Raw genomic sequence first — 17,900 nt, 5'->3', positions numbered from 1 at the left:
CGCGTCATCGTCGAGGGCTTCATCGATTTCGACTACGAGATCACCCTGCTCACAGTGCGTGCGCGCAACGCCGCCGGCGAAATCGAAACCCGGTTCTGCGCGCCGATCGGGCACGTGCAGGTCGCCGGCGACTATGTCGAGAGCTGGCAGCCGCATGCGATGTCGCCGCTCGCACTCGCGCGTGCGCAGGAGGTCGCGAAGAAGGTGACCGACGATCTCGGCGGCCAGGGCGTGTTCGGCGTCGAGCTGTTCGTCAAGGGCGACGAGGTCTGGTTCAGCGAAGTCAGCCCGCGGCCGCACGATACCGGCATGGTCACGATGATCAGCCAATGGCAGAGCGAATTCGAACTGCATGCGCGCGCGATCCTCGACCTGCCCGTGAACACGCAGCTCAAGTCGCCCGGCGCGTCGGCGGTGATCTACGGCGGCGTCGAAGGTAAGGCTCTCGCATTTGATGGTGTCGCCGAGGCGCTGGCCGTGCCGAATACCGATCTGCGCCTGTTCGGCAAGCCTGAGAGTTTCGTCAAACGCCGCATGGGTGTCGCGCTCGCGTTCGCCGACGATATCGACGCCGCGCGGCGCAATGCAAAGCTTGCCGCCAGCAAGGTGAAGCCGCGTCTGGCCTAGCTGACTATTGCCGCGTCAGCGCGTAGAGGATGCGCTGGTCGGTATCGTCGAGCGCATCGCCCTCATTGCCGCGGAAGTGGTGATGGAACGAGCGCAGCGCAGCCTCGCGGTCGTCGAGCGCGTAGCCGACTTGCGCAAGCGCCGCCCAGGCATCGAAGCCCGCCGGCGGCGTGACGAGTTCGCCCTGCGGCCAGCGGCCGTAGCCGGCATCGGCGAGGCGTTTCCACGGAAACAGCGGGCCCGGGTCGATCTTGCGCGTCGGCGCCACGTCTTCGTGGCCGACGACCTGCGTGCGCGGAATGCCTAGGCGTTCGGTCAGGTCGGCGAGCAGCGCGAGCAGGCTGTCGATCTGTGCCGTTGCGAATGGCGAGACGCCGTCATTGTCGAGCTCGATGCCGATCGATGCCGAGTTCGGATCGGCGATCGTGCCCCAGCGCCCGGGGCCGGCGTGCCAGGCGCGCTCCTCGTCGGCGACGAGCTGATAGATGTGCCCGTCGGCACCGATGAGGTAATGCGCGCTGACCGGCCCCTGGCTGTTCTGGCTGCGCAGGGTGTCGAGGCTTTCCTGCACCGAATGCTGCTCGGTGTAGTGCACGACGATCAGCATCGCCTTGCGCGCGTTGTAGTTCGGCGAGGGTACCCAGGTGGCGAGTGGGTTGTGCTTCAGCGCTGGCGTGGTGGCGCAGGCGGCGAGGAGCAGCGCGCAGGTGGCCGCGGCTATCAGGCGGAATACGTTCATGGGGGAGGAACGCATCGGGGCGGAGAGCAAGAGATAAATGGAAAGCGGCCCGGAGGGCCGCTTGTCTGTATCAGTGGTGCCGGTGGAGGGAATCGAACCCACACTCTGTTGCCAGAAACGGATTTTGAGTCCGTCGCGTCTACCAATTCCGCCACACCGGCATCGATGAGGTCGCGCAGTATAAGTCAAATCGTGGCAGGCTGGCCACGTCCGCGCGCCGTTCCGCAATCAATGCATCGCGTCGAGGCTGAGCACGCGCCGGTCGCGGCTGTACCAGTCGTTGTCGAGCGGACGGAACACCGAGCACTGCGTCATCGGCCCGCGGTAGATGTGCAGGGTGACGGCGAGCGAATCAGTGCTCGGGTTGCGGATCGTGTGGTATTCGTGCGGCGGGATCAGGCTGCCAGCCGAGCCCGGGCCGACGTTCATCGTGCCGCGCGATTCGAAGCGGTAGCGATCGTCCTGCTGTTCGACGAGTTCGTACGGTGTGATCTCGAGCGATCCGTGCCAAACGCCCTCGACACACCACATGCCAGCGTGGTCATGCACGAGCGTGCCCTGGCCCGGACCCCAGGTCATCGCGATCACGGCGTAGCCGAAATCCTCGCTGCGGTAGAGCTCGCGGCGCGCGTAGTGGTCCTTCACTTCCTCGAAGATGCAACGCGGCAGCTTGACCGAGGGGTCGCGGATCAGTTCGCACAGCGTCGTGCGCAGCGCGTTGGCGATGTCGGCTTCGCGGTCGTGGTCGACCGCGCGGTCGAGGCGGTCGACCAGATGGCGTGAGCCTGGGAAATCGAGGGCGAGCATGCAGCGAACTTCCGGTTATTTGCTTATAACCAATTCTACATCTTTGCGAGAAATCCCGCGATGGCCGCGCCGAAGCGCGGAATGTCGACGAGGAAGGCGTCGTGGCCCTGCGGCGAGTCCAGCGCGACGAAATCGACGTGCGCGCCAGCCGTACGCAGGCCGTTGGCGATTTCCTCCTGCTGGGTCAACGGAAACAGGATGTCGGTCGAGACGCCGATCACGAGCGCGCGCTCGACGTCGATCTTTCTCAGCGCGGCGGCGACGTTGCCGTGCCCGCGCGGGTCTGGCGCATGCTCGCCGACGTCGAACCAGTCGCTCGCACGCGAAAGGTAGAGATAGCAGTTCGGATCGAAGCTGCGCACGAAACGCTTGGCGTGGCCGTCGAGGTAGGATTCGACCTGGAATTCGACCGCGAACGGATCTTCCTCGCGCTTGTCCGAATCCAGGCGGATGCGCGCGAAGCGGCCGACCCATTCCATCGCCGAACGGTAGGTGATCACGCCGAGCTTGCGCGCGATCGACATGCCGGTTTCGGGATAGTGCGCCTCGTCGTATTCGCCCTGGTTGAAGTTCGGGTCGAGGCGGATCGCCTCGCGCTGCAGCGAGCGGATCGCGATCGCGAACGGCTGCGCCTGTGGCGCGGTCGAAACGCTGATGTGCGCGCGCACGCTGCCCGGATGCTCAACCAGATAGCCGAGTGCAGCCATGCCGCCCATCGAGTTGCCGAGCAGGCAGGCGAGCCGGTCGATGCCGAGTCCACGCACGAGTTCGAATGCAGCGTTGCCGACGTCTTCGAGAGTCAGCTCGGGGAAGTCGAGTTTGTATACTTTTCCGGTTTGTGGATTCGTGGATGCCGGCCCGGTCGAACCCTTGCAACTGCCGAGCGAATTGACGCAGATCACGAACCAGCGATTCGTGTCGATGTGCTTGTCCGGGCCGACCATGTCTTCCCACCAGCCGGGCGACGGATCGGCCGCGTTCGACGCGGCATGCGCACCGGGCGAGAGGCCGGTGAGGATCAGGATCGCGTTGTCGCGGGCCGCGCTGAGTGCGCCCCAGGTTTCATAGGCGAGCTGTGCGCCGACAAGCTCGCCGCCTCGGCGCATCGGAAATGGCGAGGGCAGGGGGAAATACAGGCGTGCGTCGGACATGCGGAGGTATGGGGAGATCGGGAATGCGGCCGCAGGAGCTTATATCGCGTCCAGCGTTGCGCCAAGATTCCCGCGACACGCAGCCGTGCCGGAATCAGGGTACGGCCTGGTCTATCGTCAATTCCACCGGCTCGGAACGCGAGTTCTGCAGCGGCGCGGACAGCGTCTGCAGGTCCCCGCTTTGCGCGATCGCCTGGCCGGACTTGGAGATGCGTGCGCCGACGATGATTTGCGGAAACGCGGAAATCTTCATGTTCGGCATCATGCTCATCGCGTCGGTCAGCGTGACACTCGCCGGTAGCTCGGCGGCGGTGAGCCTGGCGATCGCGAGCGGCATGGGCGGACCGCTCGCCGCCTTGGCGAAGACGAACAACGTGTCGCCAGGTGCGACCTTATCCTTGAGCTTGGGCTCGAGCGTTACCTTGACGACGATATGCGGGCCGGTGGTTGCTGCCTGATCCTTTTCCGCAACGGTTTTGGCGGGTGCGGCGGTCGGTGATGTTTCCACTGCGGTCTGTGCGGAAGGTGCAGGCAGCGGCTTGCCGTCGCGCAACGCCTCGGCCTGCGCGATCTGTTCGCGTACCGAGGCGGCGACGTCGGAGTCGGGCGCCAGCAGCGGCAGCAACGTGTTCCACTTGTTCACGGCCTCGGTGTATCGGCCGGCCTGCGAGTCGGCGATGCCGGCCAGCCACAGACCCTTCTGATTCTGCGGATTCGTCTGGATCGCCTTGTCGATCAGAGCGAGCGCTTCGCCCTGGATACGGCGGTCCGAGCCGGAGAGCACGAGAGCTTCGGCGTATTCGACCATCAGATCGGGATCGTCCGGCAGGAGGTCGTGAGCGTGCTTGAGCGCATCGCGCGCGTCGGCGAAACGCCGTGTCGACTTGTACGCGCGGCCGAGCAGCATCCAGCCTTCGGCGTTGTCCGGGTTCTGTTTCATCTTCTCGGCGAGCTGCGCGATCGCGGCTTCGATATCGGCGCCGTGGCCGTCGGCTTCGTCACCCACCGTTGCAACGAGGTTAGCCGGATCGAGTGCCTGCGGCGCGCCGACCTGGCGATAGAGCAGGATGGCAGCGGCCGGCAGCAGCAGGGCCACGGCCAATGCGGCGGCAAAACCCGTGCGCGTGCGCGCAGGCGCGGATGCAGGCACTGCTGAGTCGAGCGAGGCGCGCTTCGCGGCGTATTCCGCGTCGGTGGGGACGCCGTCGGCACGTGCTGCTTCCAGCGCCTTGCGCTTGCGCCGTGCCTCGTTCTGTGAATCGTCGCCGGCGCGCGCGCGCAACAGCGGCACGAGCACGAACGCGAGCGCCGCGATCAGCATCAACGCGGCGAAAATCAGGAATGCGGAGGTCACCAGTCGTCGTCCCGATTGTCGATGGGAACGCCGCGTGCGAGCGCCTCGCCGACCGCGGCGCGCGCGCGCCGGCGCAGGATACGCAGCACCGCGACCGCGCCGATCGCGACGAGGGCGAACGGCGTGAACCAGAGCAGGTACGTACCCGGCTTCAGCGGTGGGTCGTAGAGCACGAAATCGTTGTAGCGTGCGACGAGGAAGTCCTTGATCTCGACGTCGCTCTTGCCCGCGCGCATCATCTCGAACACCTGCATGCGCAGATCCTTGGCGAGGTCGGCGTCGGAGTCGGCGAGGTCCTGGTTCTGGCAGACGAGGCAGCGCAACTGACGTGCGAGATTCTGGAAGCGCACTTCTTCGGCGCGGTCCTTGAACGGCAGCGGATCGATCGCATGCGCGGCGCTGCCGAACAGCGCGACGGCCAGCATCATCGTGACGATGGAAAGCGCGCGACGCATCATGGTTTGGCCTGTTGCAACTTGGCCAACTCGGGCAGCAGTTCGCGCTCGATCAGTTCTGGTGTGAACATGCCGATGCGCTTGTAGCGGATCACGCCTTGCGCATCGACGAGAAAACTCTCCGGCGCCATGTACACGCCGAAGTCGATGCCGGTGCGGCCGTCCGCGTCGCTGACGATCGCATCGTAGGGATCGCCGAAACGGGCGAGCCAACGCTTCGAGTCCTCGGGCGGATCCTTCCATGCCATGCCGATCAATTTGATGCCGAGGGGCTTGACCTTTGCGGTCAGAATCGGATGTTCGTACTGGCAGGTGGCGCACCACGAGCCGAACACATTGACGAGATAGGGCTTGCCGAGCAGGTCGGCCTTGGAAAGCGACTTTGTGGAATCGTATAAAAGTGGAAGAGTGAACTCGGGTGCGGGCTTGCCGATCAGCGGCGAGGGTACCTCGTTCGTCTCGTGGTGCGTGTTCCACCAGATGCCGAAGCCGAGCAGGCCGACGAGGGCAAAGAAGCCGAGCAGCGGAAGCAGACGGTTCATTGCGCGAGTGCCGTTTCGGTCGTGGCCAGTGCAGGCCTGGTCGCAGGCGCTTCGATGCGCGCGGGCAGTGCGCGGAAGCGCCGATCGGTCGCGGCGACGAAACCGCCGAGCATCATCAGCAGGCCGCCGAGCCAGATCCAGCGCACGAACGGCTTGACGTAGATGCGTACGGCCCAGGCGCCCTTGTCATCGAGCGATTCGCCGAGCGCGACATAGACGTCGCGGAACAGGCCCGGCTGGATGTCGGCCTTGGTCTGCACCGGTGCATTACCGGAGTACTGGCGCTTCTGCGGATTGAGCGTGCTGATGATTTTTCCATCGCGCGATACCTCGATCACGCCCTGCTGGGCGCGGAAGTTCGGGCCTTGTGCCGCTGCGACGCCATTGAATTTGAAATCGAGGCCGGCGATGTGCTTCGTCTCGCCCGGCGCCATGCGCACGTCGGATTCCACGCTCGTCGCCTCGGTGACGAGCACGCCGGCGAGGAAGATCGCGACGCCGAAATGCGCCGCGATCATGCCGAGCATTTCCTGCGTGTAGCGGCGGCCGCGCGGCGCCTCGCGCCAGCGCTTGAGCGCGTACAGCGCGATACCGATGCCGACCCACAGGCTCGCGGCCACGCCGGCGATGCCGCGCACGGACGGGACGCCGACGAGCAGCGATGCCATCAGCGCACAGACCACAGCCAACGCGAGCGCGGGTGCGAGTACGCGCAACGTTGCGCGCCAGTCGCCCGCAGCCCAGCGGAAGAACGGCCCGAACGGAATCAGCAGCACGACCGGCAACATCAGTAACACGAACATGAAGCCGAAGTAGGGCGGTCCGACCGAGATGCGGCCGACGCCGAGCGCGTCGCCGATGAGCGGATACAGCGTGCCGAGCAGGACCATCGCCGCGGCGCAGGCGAACAGCAGGTTGTTGATCAGCAGCAAGGTTTCGCGCGACAGCATCTGGAACGGTTTGCCGCCCGCCACCTTCGGCGCGCGCAACGCATAGATCGTCAGCGAACCGCCGACGACGAGGGTGAGGAAGGCGAGGATGAACAGGCCGCGCTTCGGATCGCTCGCGAACGCGTGCACGCTCGTGAGCACGCCCGAGCGCACGAGGAACGTGCCGAGCAGCGACAGCGAGAACGCGAAGATCGACAGCAGCAATGTCCACGCACGGAACGAGCCGCGTTTCTCCGTGACTGCCTGCGAATGGATCAGCGCGGTGCCGACCAGCCAAGGCATGAACGAGGCGTTCTCGACCGGATCCCAGAACCACCAGCCGCCCCAGCCGAGCACGTAGTAGGCCCACCAGCTGCCGAGCGTGATGCCGAGCGTGAGGAAGGCCCAGGCAACGTTGGTCCACGGCCGCGCCCAGCGGATCCAGGCGACATCGAGTTCGCCGCCGAGCAATGCCGCGATCGCGAACGCGAACGCGACCGAGAAACCGACATAGCCCATGTACAGCATCGGCGGATGCATGATCAGGCCCGGGTCCTGCAGGATCGGGTTGAGATCGGCACCGTCGGCCAGCGCGGGCAGATGGCGCACGAACGGATTCGAGGTGAAGATCGTGAACGCGAGGAAGCCGAGTGAGACGAAACCGAGCACACCGAGCACGCGCGCGATGAACGCATCGGGCAGGCGCCGGCTGAACGCGGCGAGCGCGAGCGTCCACACGTCGAGGATAAGCACCCACAAGAGCAGCGAGCCCTCGTGCGCGCCCCACACGGCCGAGAAGCGGTAGTACCAGGGCAGGGCGAGATTGGAATTCTGTGCGACGTACCTGACCGAGAAATCCTGGGTCAGGAACGCGTAGGTCAGCACGCCGAACGCGAGCGCGACGAAGACGAACTGGCCGGTGGCGATCGGTCGTGCCGTCGCGATCAGCGCGGCATTGCCGCGCCACGCGCCAATCATCGGCAGCACGCATTGCGCGAGCGCGAGCAGGAGCGCGAGGATCAGCGCGAATTGACCGAGTTCGGGGAGCATGCGGGACGGAGGAGCGTGCTTTGCGGGGCGCTAGATTACGCGAGACGCGCGCTGGATGCGAGAAAGCAAACGGCCTTCTCCCTTGTGCGGAGAAGGCCGTCGGAGAAGCGATGAAACGATCGCAATCAGGCTTTCTTCGCGTGCGCGGAGCACCAGCCCTTGGCGTTGACCGCCTTGCCCGGGAACAACTGGCAACCACCCCAGGCAGCGGCTCCGCCCTGGTAGAAATTGCAGTTGGCGCAGGTGTTGCCGGCGGCATAGGTCGGAAACTTCGCCTTGTCGGCCTTCGTTGCGTCCTCGACGTAGCCGAGCGTCTGCGCGGTGGCGTCGGTCGGCGCGAGATGCGGCAGATCGTCCGCGTGTGCCTGTCTCGGCAGCACACCCGCGAGCGCGGCGGCGCCGATCGCAGTGCCCGCGCCGACGAAGAAACGGCGGCGGCTCTGATCGGTTCCGGAAATATTCTGCTGGTCGGTTTTCTTCATATGTCACCTTTGCTGGCAAGAGGAGATGCTGGCGGTGGATCGTCCGTTTCAGTGCGCGGGCTGCGGGGAAAGCGAAGCCAGCCATATCGCGATCGCCTGAATCGAACCGTCGTCGAGTGTACGCGCAACGCCGTGCATGATGAAGTCGTTGCTGCTGCTATGTGGCAGATTGTCGCGGAAATTGTTCAGGCGCGAGATGACGTACGCGGCGTTCTGCCCGCGCAGGGCGGGCCACGCGAGGTATTGTCTGCTGTCGGTCGCGGCGACGCCGTTGGCGTCCGCGCCATGGCAGCCTGCACAGGGCGGGACGCCGCGCGCAGGGTCGCCTTGCTTGAAGATCGTCTCGCCCTCGGCCGCAGCAGGGGCGGCGACCGCGGGTGCGGCCGCGATCGGCGCCTGTGCGGCAAAGAACGCGGCGAGGTTGCGCATGTCGATGTCGTTCAAACTGGCGACAATGGCCAGCATCGGCAACTGCGCGACATAAGGATCCTTCGGATCGGCGTGCTTGAACGCATCGAGGCGATGGTAGAGATAATCCGCGCGCTGCCCGGCGAGCTTGGGAAATGTCGGCACGATCGCGTTGCCGTTCGGTCCGTGGCAGGCGAAGCAGACCGCGGCTTTCTGCGCGCCCGCGGCCGCGTCGCCGTCGATTGGTTCGATGCGGCGCAGATCGACGTAATCGGCGGCGAACGCGCTTGCGCTGGCGGCCAGCGCAAAAGCCGCGGCGCGCGCGCGCAGAAGATTCGTTTGGCGATGCGAGAAAAAATTCATGTCGCCGTCCTCACAATTTGATGTTGACGAGGAAGCCGACAAGGTTCTGCTTGTAGCTCTGCGGGCCGCCATCGGTGTACAGCGTGTTCTGGTTCGCAATGACGAGGCCTTGGTCGAGACCTTCGTAGTGCCAGTCGTAGACGCGACCGACTTCGTAGCTGTCGAACAGACGCAGCGACAGGCGCGTGTTGATCGCGATCGTTGCGCCGACGGTGAGGGAATTCACGCGATACGTCGTCGGCGGCATGCCGTTGCCCATCGTCGCGTACAGCACGTCGGCGGAGATCGGAGCGAAGTTGGCGCCGATCGCCCCGGACGAAGCAGCCGTGTGGAAGAGATTGCCGCGCGCGTAGATGTAGTTCCAGGAGAAGTCGAAGCTGGCGCGGCGCCAGCGGTGCAGGGCGGTCAGGCCTGCCGAGTAATTGCGCTCGCGGTCAGACTGCCACCAGCGGTCGGTCAGCGGATACGACGCACAACCAAGCGGCGCACAGGTCGGACTGTTGCTGTCGTTCGGGTAGCCGGCGACACTGGCTTGGTCGAGCCGGGAATGATCGAGCCCGACGAAGGCGCTGAAATTGTCGGCCGTCGTCGGCGTCCATTCCGCCGAGACTTGCGTGGCGTAGGTGAAATAACCCTGGCGGCCGACCTGCACGCCGCGGTAGACGTCGTAGTCGCCGCGGAACGAGGCGCTGATCGACAGGTCGTCGCGCAGCGCCAGCGTCGCCATCAAGTCGATCTTGTTTTCCTTGCGGTCGGAGATGTCGTATTTGCGAAGTGCTTCGACCGTGCCGACCGGCGCCACGCTGCCGGGAAACGCGGCGAGCCAGGCCGGCAGCTCGAAGGCGAAGCCGTAGTCCCACACGTCTTGGTTGTAGCGGTCGCCGCTCTGGTGCAGGTAGGTGTAGTTGGCGCGGAAGGTCAGCCAGTCCAGCGTCTTGTCGACCCAGGTCAGCTTGAGGCTGTTGTCGTCCACGCGCGTGCGCTCGCGGCTGCTCGGCTTGTAGCGGTCGAAGTTGTAGACGAGGCCGAGCGTGTCGTGGTCGCTGATTTTCCAGGTCGCGCCGGCGTAGGCGTTGTATTCCTCGTAGGTCAGGATCCAAGGCTTGACGCGCCCGGGAATGCCGCCGATCGGATACGGGCCGCTGAAGCTCAACGGGATGCCCAACGCGGCGAACTGGGCGTTCTCGCCGATGTAGCCGTACTGGCCAGTCAACGGATTCAAGGCGAGGTAATTGTTCTTGTAGTCCTGCTTGGAATACTTGATGCCGCCATTGAAGCTCCAGTCCTTGACCGGCTGGATCGAGGCTTTCAATTCGGCGAGCTGGTTCCGTTGAGTCACGTCGGCGTTGGTCTGCGACAACGCCGCGGTCGTGTTCCACTTGCTGCAGTCGAACGTGCCGACGAAGCCCTGGCAGTTGGTCGGCGCGATCAGGCCGTCGGTATTGCGCATCAGCACGTCGGAGAGCGTGAGCGACACGTCGCCGTTCAGCGGTAGCACGCGCGACAGCTGCGCATGCAGGTTGTGGTAGTCGTTGTCCGGCTCGGTCGACATCTGGCCGATCGTGGCGGTCGCACCCGGCACGATGAGAAAGGGCTGCTGGAACGTATAGCTCTGGTACTTGTCGCGATAGAACGAGCCCGAGTAGCCGACGTCGAAGCGCCAGACCGGATCGACCCAGCGCACGCCGGCATTGACGTTGATCGTCGAATCGTTGATCGGCTTGACCGTTTCAAGCACGGCGCCGCCAGGCGCCGGAAGCCACGATTCGCCGAACGGGCCGCCGTAGGGCCGGCCGCCCTTGCGCTCCTCGTCGGTCATGTCGACATAGACGGTGAGGTTCGGGGTCAGCCACGCGCTGGCGTTCAGGCCCTGCTTCTTGCGCGTGACCTGCAACGTGCCGTTCGGCAGCGCGTTGGACACGGCGGCGACCTGCGCGGGCGTACTCGCACCGGCGACGAGAGAACTCGGCAGGGTCAAGCTGCCCGTACCCGTGCCCTTCCAGATCGACCGCGCGTCGGTCGAGAGGATGTTCGGCATGTCGCGGACGAACGCTTGCACCTTGTACGCGCCGGCCTTGCCGTAGACGGCCTGGTAGTACTGGTCTTCCTCGCTGATGCGGCTGCCGCGCACCTCAGCGTAGCTGCCGTCGGATGGGTTCTCGAAATGCGCGTCGAGCAGGCCGAGGATGGCCTTGTCGCCTCGCCAGTCGGCGTAGCGGTTCCACAGCGCGAAAGGCTGATCGCTGATGCCCGTATAGCCGACCTGGAGCACGCCGTAGTACAGCCATTCGCCGAGTTCGTGCGCCAGCGGCGCTTCGTCCGGGCAATCGTAAAGATAGCCTGTCGGCGTGCGGTGCTGCAGCGGCGACAGCCAGGTCCTGCCGTTCGCATCACAGCTACTCGAGTTCTTGCCGCCGGTCGGGTCGAGCTTGTTGCCGCGCCAGGTGTCGACGCCGATGCCGCTATCGGCGTGGGCGGCCGCGGCCAAGGCGACCACGCAGCCCAGTGCAAGCAGGCGGAGCGAAGAGGAATTCTTCGGCATGATCGATCCTCCGCTCATTCGTGGAAGCGCGGGCCCGACGGCGCGTTGGAGCCGTGGATGTTGGCGTGGCAGGTCAGGCAGCCACGGCCAATCATCTGTGGTTCGGGGCGCGAGCCGTTGGCGGTGCCCTGGCGCGTCTGCAGGCCGCCGGCATGCGCACTGGACGCGTGGCACTGCTGGCACAGCGCCGGCACCGGCAGAGTCAGCAGCGTGTTCTGATTCGAGCCGTGCGGCGTGTGGCAGTTAAGGCAGGATTCGCGCACCGGCGGGTGTTCCCAGAGGAACGGTCCGCGTTTCTCCGCATGGCACTGCCAGCAGGTCTCGTTGACCGTATTGGTCTTCGACAGCGGGAAATTGAGCATCGGGTTGCCGTTGTTGGTCAGCGCGCCGTGCGGGTTGTGGCAGTCGTCGCAGCTCATTTGTCCCTCGGGCAGGGGCATATGCGAGCGGCGGTTGAACTGCGCGCGGATATCCTTGTGACATGTCGAACAGGTGTCGTTTATCGACTGCTTGGCCATCGAGCCTTCGATCGAGAACTTCGACATCGGGTTGTGACAGTCGCTGCACGACAGGCCGTTGCGCTGATGCACCGAACCCGTCCAGTGGTCCCGCGGACCGCCGGCGTGGCAGGTCAGGCAGGTACTGGTCTGCGTCTCGATCGGCGTGCCGGAATTCTTCGTGTAGCCGATGATCAGGCCCTTGGTCGTCGGACTTTGCGCGTGCGCGGAGCCGGGGCCGTGGCAGGCTTCGCAGACCGGGATGTCCGGATCGGAGCGATTCGCCACATGCAGCCCCAAGGCGTGCAGCGTGTGCGTGAAGTGATCGCTTTCGAGCTGGTGGCAGGCGATGCAGGTCTTCTCGCCGACCGGCTTGGCGTCGGCTGCCTGCGGGTTGTGTGCGACGCGGGCGCGAGCAAAGCCGGGGGCCGGCGCAGGCAGATTGTTCTGCGGCTTGTCGCTTGAAAGGTTGGTGGCGGGCAGGGACTTGGCGATGTCGCTGCGCTGCTGCTGGGCAAGTCCGGTGCTCAACGTGCCGAATACGAGCGCGCAACTCGACAGTGCTGCGGCGAGAACGACACCAAGACGACGCAAGTCCATTCCCTTCTCCCTGAGCTCAGGCGTTGGCTGGAGCTTTCATGCTTGCCGGTGCCTGTCGACAACCTGCAATCGCGCGGCAAGTTTGTCCGTTCAGGTAACTTTCCGATAGCGCATTGTGCAGAAAACATTGTTCGCCGATCCGAACAGTCTTAGGCTTGCGCGACGTTCCCGCAGAGTCGAATCATGGCGCCATGAACGACCTCAACAACATCCTGTATTTCGCGAAGATCGTCGAATGCGGCTCCCTGTCCGCCGCGGCCGATGCGCTAGGCGTGGCGAAATCGGTGTTGAGCCAGCACCTGTCTCGGCTCGAAGCCGATCTCGGCGTGCGCCTGATCCAGCGCACGACGCGCAAGCTGCAGGTCACCGACGTCGGCCACCGCTATTACGAACGCTGCCGCGCGGTGCTCGCCGAGGTCGAGCGCGCGAGCAACGTGATCGACGACGTGCGCGAAGTGCCGCGCGGCCGCGTGCGCGTGACCTGTCCGCTCAATTTCGCCCAGGTTTTCATGGCGCCGCTGCTGGCCGAATTCATGGCGCGGCATGCCGAGGTCGAGGTTGTGCTCAGCATCAGCAACGACGACGTCGATCTGATCGCCGAAGGCTACGATCTCGCCCTGCGCATCGTGCCGTGCATCAGGTCCTCAAGCCTGATCGTGCGGTCGTTCACGCTCAACCGGCACCTGCTCGTGGCGAGTCCGGAGTTTGTCCTGCGCCACGGCAGGCCGCGTACGCCGGCAGACTTCCGCGGCTTGCCCAGTGTCGGCGGTGCGTTGCCGGTCGCGCCCGGTGGCCGCTATCAGTGGCGACTCAGCGGGCTCGGCAAGACGCAGACGGTCACCTATCATCCGCGCCTGCTCAGCGAAGACCTGTTCGTGCTCAAGGAGGCCGTGCTGGCCGGCGTCGGCATGGCCGAGCTGCCGCGCAGTGTCTGCGCCGATGAACTCGCTGATGGCCGTCTCGTCCATCTATTGCCGCAATGGCAGCTGCCCGACATGAACCTGTACGCCGTCTATCCGTCGCGCGACGGATTGACCTTGGCGGTGCGCACACTGATTGACTATCTCAGCGCAAACCTGCAGCCATTTCTCGAATCGGTCGCGCAGGGCAGTTTCCGCATGGACGTCGAGCCTAGACGCGCGCCGGTGGCGAAGTTCGGCACCTGATCCATGACAAATCCTTAATTCGGCTGCTCGCCGGTTGAATTCCGTGCGATCGCGCCCGATGACTCCATTCCCCCACGGTCATTCGGAGATTCGAGATGGAACATCGGCGATTGGGTGCATCGGGCTTTACCGTTTCCGCACTGAGCTTCGGCACCGGCACGTTCGGCGGCAAGGGCGAGTTGTTCAGCGCTTGGGGCAATACCGATGTCAAGGAGGCAAAGCGCCTGATCGATCTTTGCCTTGATCACGGCGTGACCATGTTCGACACGGCCGACGTTTATTCGCGTGGCGCTTCCGAAGCTATCCTCGGCGCGGCGCTCAAGGGCAAGCGCGACAAGGCGATCATCTCGACCAAGGCGACGTTCCGTTTCAGCGATGATCCGAACGCGGTCGGCTCCTCGCGATTCCATCTGCTCAAGACGGTCGATGAGCAGCTCGCCCGGCTCGGCACCGACCATATCGACCTGTTCCAGCTGCACGGCTTCGATGCGCGGACGCCGATCGAGGAAGTGCTGTCCACGCTCGACACGCTCGTGCGCGCGGGCAAGATCCGCTACACCGGCGTGTCGAATTTTTCCGGCTGGCAGCTGATGAAGTCGCTCGCGGTCGCGGACAGGTACGGCTATCCACGCCATGTCGCCAACCAGACCTATTATTCGCTGATCGGCCGCGACTACGAGTGGGAGCTGATGCCGCTCGGCCTCGACCAGGGCGTCGGTGCGATCGTCTGGAGCCCGCTCGGCTGGGGCCGCCTCACCGGCAAGCTGCGCCGCGGCGCCAAGTTGCCGAAGACGAGCCGCCTGCACAAGACCGCGGATTTCGGGCCGCCGGTCGATAACGAGTATTTGTATCGTGTCGTCGATGCGCTCGACGAAGTTGCGAAGGCAACCGGCAAGACGATCCCGCAGATCGCGATCAACTGGCTGCTGCAGAGGCCGACAGTTTCGTCGGTCATCATCGGCGCGCGCAACGAGGAGCAGCTCAAGCAGAATCTCGGTGCGGTCGGTTGGAACCTGACGAAAGAGCAGGTCGCGAAGCTCGACGCAGCGAGCACGAAAACATTCGCGTACCCGTATTGGCACCAGCAGGGCTTTGCCGAACGCAATCCGTTTCCGGTTTGATCGTCTGCGGAAACAAAAAAACCGGGCGCGAGGCCCGGTTTTTTGTATGAGACTGAGCAATTTTTCAGTGCGCTGGCGCAGCCGCGGCAGCATCGCCCTTCAGGCAGGAGCTCATGAAGGTCTTGCGCTCGTCACCGTGCAGGGTTTTCGCCTTCGGGTCTGCGTTGCAGGCTTTCATCTTCTCCTGCTGCGTCATCGGCTTGGCCGGCGCAGCGGCTGCGGCCGGGGCGGCGGTGGTCGATTCGCCCTTGAGGCAGGAGCTCATGAACGCCTTGCGCTCGTCGCCCTTGAGCGTCTTCGCCTTCGGGTCGGCATTGCAGGATTTCATGCGTTCCTGCTGCGGCGTGAGTTGCTTCTCCGCAGCGAAGGCGGAACCGGAAGCAAGGACGGCGGCGAAAGCGAAAGCGGCGAACATGGCTGTTGCGGTTTTCATGGCTGTCTCCTGTGGCGTGGCCGGCCTCATGCCGGATCGGCCGCTAGTCTACGCTGCTTGAGCGCGCGGGAAACAGGGGGTGTCGCGCAACATTTTGTCGGAATTCATCCCGTCGCAGCGTAGGGCGCGCGATCGTTTTAATGTCTTGCGCGCGAGGTGCGCGCAAGTCGCGCCCGTTCGAATCGCTATGCCGCCGCGTCGACGCTCTGCCGCGGGCCCTGCAGCAGCGCCTGGCGCACGCCCGCGACGACGAGGTCGGCCTCGGCGCTCGACACCGCGAAATGCGGGGTGAAGCGCAGCGAATTGGTGCCGCCGTGGATCACGCCGACGCCGTGCTCGCGCAGCCATTCCTCGGTGCTGCCTGCGCCGTAGCACTTGAACTGCGGGGCGAGTTCGCACGAGAACAACAGGCCGGTGCCCTGCACCTTGGTGATCAGGCCCGGCAGTTCCTTCTGCAGTTTCTGCAGCTTGTCGATGAACTCGGCGCCACGCGCACGCACGTTGGCGCGCAGTTCCGGCGTGATCGAGGCGAGCACCGCGCAGGCTGTGTCGAGTGCGCGCGGGTTGGCGGTCATCGTGTTGCCGTAGATGCCGGTCTTGTACAGCGCGGCGGCGCGCGCGTTCACGGCGAGCACCGACAGCGGATACTGGCCTGCGCTGAGCGCCTTCGAATAGGTCTCCATGTCCGGCGAGTCGAGCTTCTCGAAGCCCGGATAGTCGACGACCGAGAGCACGCCGTGCGCGCGCAAGCCGGCCTGGATCGAGTCGACCATGAACAGCGTGCCGTGCGCGCGCGTGAGCTCGCGCGCGGCGGCGTAGAACTCCGGCGTCACCGCGCGGCCCGGATCGCCTTCACCCATCACCGGCTCGAGCAGCATCGCCTCGATGAACCAGCCGTTCTTGTCGGCATCGGCGAATGCGGCGCGCAGCTGATCGACGTTGTACGGCTCGACCGTGATCAGGCTCTTCTCGTCGCGGAAGCTGGCAAGGTTCTGCGCGTAGGCCTTGCGCGAGGAATCCGAATAGATCGCCGGGCGATCGGTGCGGCCGTGGAAGGCACCCTTGACCGCGAGGCGCTTGATCGTCTTGCCGGCATGCTTGCCGTTCGCGTCGGTCGCGAGCTTGGCATTGACGTCGGCGATGCGCAGAGCGAGGCCGACCGCTTCCGAACCCGAGTTCAGGCAGAGGAAATTCGTGTATGGGGCTGCGTTCGCGGCGAGCGTATGCCCGATTTCCTGCTTGATCGCATTGGCGAAGCGCAGCTGCGACAGGTTTGGCGTCATGATGTTGGCCATCGCCTGCGGCTTGGCCAACGCGTCGAGCACCGCCTGCGGCGTGTGGCCGAGGCCGAGCATGCCGTAGCCGCCGACGTCGTAGATCACTGCGCCCTTGAGCGTGACGATCCACGGTCCGCGCGCAGCGAGCGCGACGTAGGGATTGATCGCGTCGGCAGCGTAGAAATTGACGTAGTCGGCCTGCACGCGCGCGAGCTGCTCGGCTTCGTCGAGCTTGAGCAGTTCGGGCATTTCGTTCTTGAGCTGGGTGAACAACACGTGCGCCGCGTCGATCGCGACGGCGAGATCGCGGTCTTCGCGCACGAAGCGTTCGACCGTCGCGTCGTCCAGGCCGCGCGTGCGGATCGCGCCGCCGAAGCTGCGCAGTTCGTTGAGTTGGGTGATGGACGGCATGGTGTTCTCCCTCTGGAATTTCGGAAATGCGAAAGGCGCCAACAGGCGGCGCCAAGTATCGACAAGGCAAACAATTGCTGATTGTGGGACGCATGATAGAACCGGGATTTGGTATGGCCGAGTGCCAGTGCCAAGTGGGTTCGATGGGGCCAATTCGATGCGGCCGGACATGACGCTCGTCACCCCGGATGGCTGATATCCCGGACTGTGCGTCATTGCGTCGCGCGGCCGAGAATTCACTCATCGCAGCAGGAGCCAGGCATGAATTCCATACCCCATCCCGTCGCCCGACTTGCCAATGCGGTCAAACGCTACGGGCAGACGCAGGCGCTGGCCGGCGTCGACCTCGAAGTGCATCGCGGCGAAGTGCTCGCCCTGCTCGGGCCGAACGGAGCGGGCAAGACCACGGCGATCTCGCTGCTCGTCGGCCTGCAGCGGGCCGATGCCGGCAGCGCCTCGCTGTTCGACGCGGCGCCGAATGCGCTGGCCGCGCGCCGCCGCATCGGCGCGATGCTGCAGGCGACCTCGTTGCCGGAAACGCTGACCGTCGGCGAGCTGATCGACCTGTTCCGCAACTACTACGCGCGGCCGCGCACGGTTGCCGACATCGTCTCCCTGGCCGGCGTGGATGACCTGCTCGACCGTCGCTACGCCAAGCTTTCCGGCGGCCAGCAGCGCCGCGCCCAGTTCGCGCTGGCAATCTGCGGGCGCGCGGAACTGCTGTTCCTTGATGAACCGACCACCGGCCTCGACATCGAGGCGCGCGAAACGATGTGGCGCGCGATCCGCCAGCTCGTCGCCGAGGGCTGCGCGGTGGTGCTGACAACGCACTATCTCGAGGAAGCCGAAGCGCTGGCCGATCGCGTCGTCGTGCTCGCGCAGGGCCGCACCGTCGCCCAGGGCACGGTCGCCGAGATCCGCGCACGCGTCGCTTCGCGGCGCATCC

17 protein-coding genes and 1 tRNA gene are annotated in these 17,900 nt (G+C 65.1%); 4 read left to right on the top strand and 14 right to left on the bottom strand.

What is annotated here, in order from left to right; genetic code table 11:
- Positions 1–627, top strand: a 627-nt coding sequence (locus VF497_RS05480) for an ATP-grasp domain-containing protein (RefSeq protein ID WP_330886621.1), incomplete at its 5' end; no start/stop codon positions are given.
- 4 nt (positions 628–631) lie between these two features.
- Here VF497_RS05480 and VF497_RS05475 read toward each other — a convergent pair.
- The 12 genes from VF497_RS05475 to VF497_RS05420 form a co-directional block, all read right to left on the bottom strand.
- Positions 632–1,366 (bottom strand): N-acetylmuramoyl-L-alanine amidase, encoded by a 735-nt coding sequence (locus VF497_RS05475; RefSeq protein WP_330886620.1) that lies wholly within the window; start codon positions 1,364–1,366, stop codon positions 632–634.
- 74 nt (positions 1,367–1,440) lie between these two features.
- Positions 1,441–1,527 (bottom strand) — tRNA-Leu (locus VF497_RS05470).
- A gap of 67 nt (positions 1,528–1,594) precedes the next feature.
- Entirely contained in the window at positions 1,595–2,173 is a 579-nt protein-coding gene (locus VF497_RS05465; RefSeq protein ID WP_330886619.1) for a cysteine dioxygenase family protein, read from the bottom strand.
- A 35-nt stretch (positions 2,174–2,208) separates the two neighbouring features.
- Positions 2,209–3,324: a homoserine O-acetyltransferase MetX gene (gene metX, locus VF497_RS05460; RefSeq protein ID WP_330886618.1), complete on the bottom strand. Its 1,116-nt coding sequence runs from the start codon at positions 3,322–3,324 to the stop codon at positions 2,209–2,211.
- Between the two features lie 94 nt (positions 3,325–3,418).
- Positions 3,419–4,678, bottom strand: a complete 1,260-nt coding sequence (gene ccmI, locus VF497_RS05455) for a c-type cytochrome biogenesis protein CcmI (protein WP_330886617.1) — start codon at positions 4,676–4,678, stop codon at positions 3,419–3,421.
- Positions 4,675–5,136 carry a cytochrome c-type biogenesis protein gene (locus tag VF497_RS05450; protein WP_330886616.1) on the bottom strand — a complete coding sequence of 154 codons (462 nt, stop codon included), beginning with the start codon at positions 5,134–5,136 and terminating at the stop codon, positions 4,675–4,677. The genes ccmI and VF497_RS05450 overlap by 4 nt, the downstream gene beginning before the upstream one ends.
- Positions 5,133–5,675, bottom strand: coding sequence for a DsbE family thiol:disulfide interchange protein (locus VF497_RS05445; RefSeq protein WP_330886615.1), 543 nt, complete (start codon positions 5,673–5,675; stop codon positions 5,133–5,135). Before VF497_RS05445 ends, VF497_RS05450 begins: the two co-directional genes overlap by 4 nt.
- The gene (locus VF497_RS05440) at positions 5,672–7,654 is read right to left on the bottom strand and encodes a heme lyase CcmF/NrfE family subunit (protein ID WP_330886614.1); all 1,983 of its coding nucleotides are present in this window, start codon (positions 7,652–7,654) and stop codon (positions 5,672–5,674) included. Before VF497_RS05440 ends, VF497_RS05445 begins: the two co-directional genes overlap by 4 nt.
- A 125-nt stretch (positions 7,655–7,779) precedes the next feature.
- Positions 7,780–8,136, bottom strand: coding sequence for a high-potential iron-sulfur protein (locus VF497_RS05435; RefSeq protein ID WP_330886613.1), 357 nt, complete (start codon positions 8,134–8,136; stop codon positions 7,780–7,782).
- 48 nt (positions 8,137–8,184) lie between these two features.
- Entirely contained in the window at positions 8,185–8,907 is a 723-nt protein-coding gene (locus tag VF497_RS05430; protein WP_330886612.1) for a c-type cytochrome, read from the bottom strand.
- A 10-nt stretch (positions 8,908–8,917) separates the two neighbouring features.
- Complete coding sequence (locus tag VF497_RS05425; RefSeq protein WP_330886611.1) at positions 8,918–11,449, bottom strand: MtrB/PioB family outer membrane beta-barrel protein; 2,532 nt, start codon at positions 11,447–11,449, stop codon at positions 8,918–8,920.
- 14 nt (positions 11,450–11,463) lie between these two features.
- Positions 11,464–12,546, bottom strand: a complete 1,083-nt coding sequence (locus VF497_RS05420) for a DmsE family decaheme c-type cytochrome (RefSeq protein WP_330886610.1) — start codon at positions 12,544–12,546, stop codon at positions 11,464–11,466.
- A 191-nt stretch (positions 12,547–12,737) separates the two neighbouring features.
- Here VF497_RS05420 and VF497_RS05415 point away from each other — a divergent pair, with 191 nt between their 5' ends.
- Entirely contained in the window at positions 12,738–13,712 is a 975-nt protein-coding gene (locus VF497_RS05415) for a LysR substrate-binding domain-containing protein (protein WP_330886609.1), read from the top strand.
- A 95-nt stretch (positions 13,713–13,807) separates the two neighbouring features.
- A complete protein-coding gene (locus tag VF497_RS05410) occupies positions 13,808–14,833 on the top strand; it encodes an aldo/keto reductase (RefSeq protein ID WP_330886608.1) in 1,026 nt (341 codons plus the stop codon).
- 64 nt (positions 14,834–14,897) lie between these two features.
- Here the strand turns inward: VF497_RS05410 and VF497_RS05405 are convergent, their stop codons facing one another.
- Both VF497_RS05405 and VF497_RS05400 read right to left on the bottom strand, forming a co-directional pair.
- Positions 14,898–15,248 carry a PsiF family protein gene (locus tag VF497_RS05405; RefSeq protein WP_330886622.1) on the bottom strand — a complete coding sequence of 117 codons (351 nt, stop codon included), beginning with the start codon at positions 15,246–15,248 and terminating at the stop codon, positions 14,898–14,900.
- Between the two features lie 203 nt (positions 15,249–15,451).
- The gene (locus VF497_RS05400) at positions 15,452–16,954 is read right to left on the bottom strand and encodes an aminotransferase class III-fold pyridoxal phosphate-dependent enzyme (protein ID WP_330886607.1); all 1,503 of its coding nucleotides are present in this window, start codon (positions 16,952–16,954) and stop codon (positions 15,452–15,454) included.
- 261 nt (positions 16,955–17,215) lie between these two features.
- Between VF497_RS05400 and VF497_RS05395 the strand changes: the two genes are divergently transcribed.
- A partial coding sequence (locus VF497_RS05395) for an ABC transporter ATP-binding protein (RefSeq protein ID WP_330886606.1) occupies positions 17,216–17,900 on the top strand: 685 nt, incomplete at its 3' end.

The sequence above is a fragment of the Rudaea sp. genome, from assembly GCF_036383415.1.
In the GTDB taxonomy this organism is placed as follows: Bacteria; Pseudomonadota; Gammaproteobacteria; order Xanthomonadales; family Rhodanobacteraceae; genus Rudaea.
This window is presented reverse-complemented; position numbering and strand designations above follow the sequence as displayed.

Coding starts and splice junctions, on each gene's coding strand:
- VF497_RS05400 (WP_330886607.1), bottom strand. CDS start 16,954: ATGCCGTCCATCACCCAACTCAACGAACTGCGCAGCTTCGGCGGCGCG.
- VF497_RS05425 (WP_330886611.1), bottom strand. CDS start 11,449: ATGCCGAAGAATTCCTCTTCGCTCCGCCTGCTTGCACTGGGCTGCGTG.
- VF497_RS05415 (WP_330886609.1), top strand. CDS start 12,738: ATGAACGACCTCAACAACATCCTGTATTTCGCGAAGATCGTCGAATGC.
- VF497_RS05440 (WP_330886614.1), bottom strand. CDS start 7,654: ATGCTCCCCGAACTCGGTCAATTCGCGCTGATCCTCGCGCTCCTGCTC.
- VF497_RS05435 (WP_330886613.1), bottom strand. CDS start 8,136: ATGAAGAAAACCGACCAGCAGAATATTTCCGGAACCGATCAGAGCCGC.
- VF497_RS05465 (WP_330886619.1), bottom strand. CDS start 2,173: ATGCTCGCCCTCGATTTCCCAGGCTCACGCCATCTGGTCGACCGCCTC.
- metX (WP_330886618.1), bottom strand. CDS start 3,324: ATGTCCGACGCACGCCTGTATTTCCCCCTGCCCTCGCCATTTCCGATG.
- VF497_RS05410 (WP_330886608.1), top strand. CDS start 13,808: ATGGAACATCGGCGATTGGGTGCATCGGGCTTTACCGTTTCCGCACTG.
- VF497_RS05450 (WP_330886616.1), bottom strand. CDS start 5,136: ATGATGCGTCGCGCGCTTTCCATCGTCACGATGATGCTGGCCGTCGCG.
- VF497_RS05420 (WP_330886610.1), bottom strand. CDS start 12,546: ATGGACTTGCGTCGTCTTGGTGTCGTTCTCGCCGCAGCACTGTCGAGT.
- VF497_RS05475 (WP_330886620.1), bottom strand. CDS start 1,366: ATGAACGTATTCCGCCTGATAGCCGCGGCCACCTGCGCGCTGCTCCTC.
- VF497_RS05445 (WP_330886615.1), bottom strand. CDS start 5,675: ATGAACCGTCTGCTTCCGCTGCTCGGCTTCTTTGCCCTCGTCGGCCTG.
- VF497_RS05405 (WP_330886622.1), bottom strand. CDS start 15,248: ATGTTCGCCGCTTTCGCTTTCGCCGCCGTCCTTGCTTCCGGTTCCGCC.
- VF497_RS05430 (WP_330886612.1), bottom strand. CDS start 8,907: ATGAATTTTTTCTCGCATCGCCAAACGAATCTTCTGCGCGCGCGCGCC.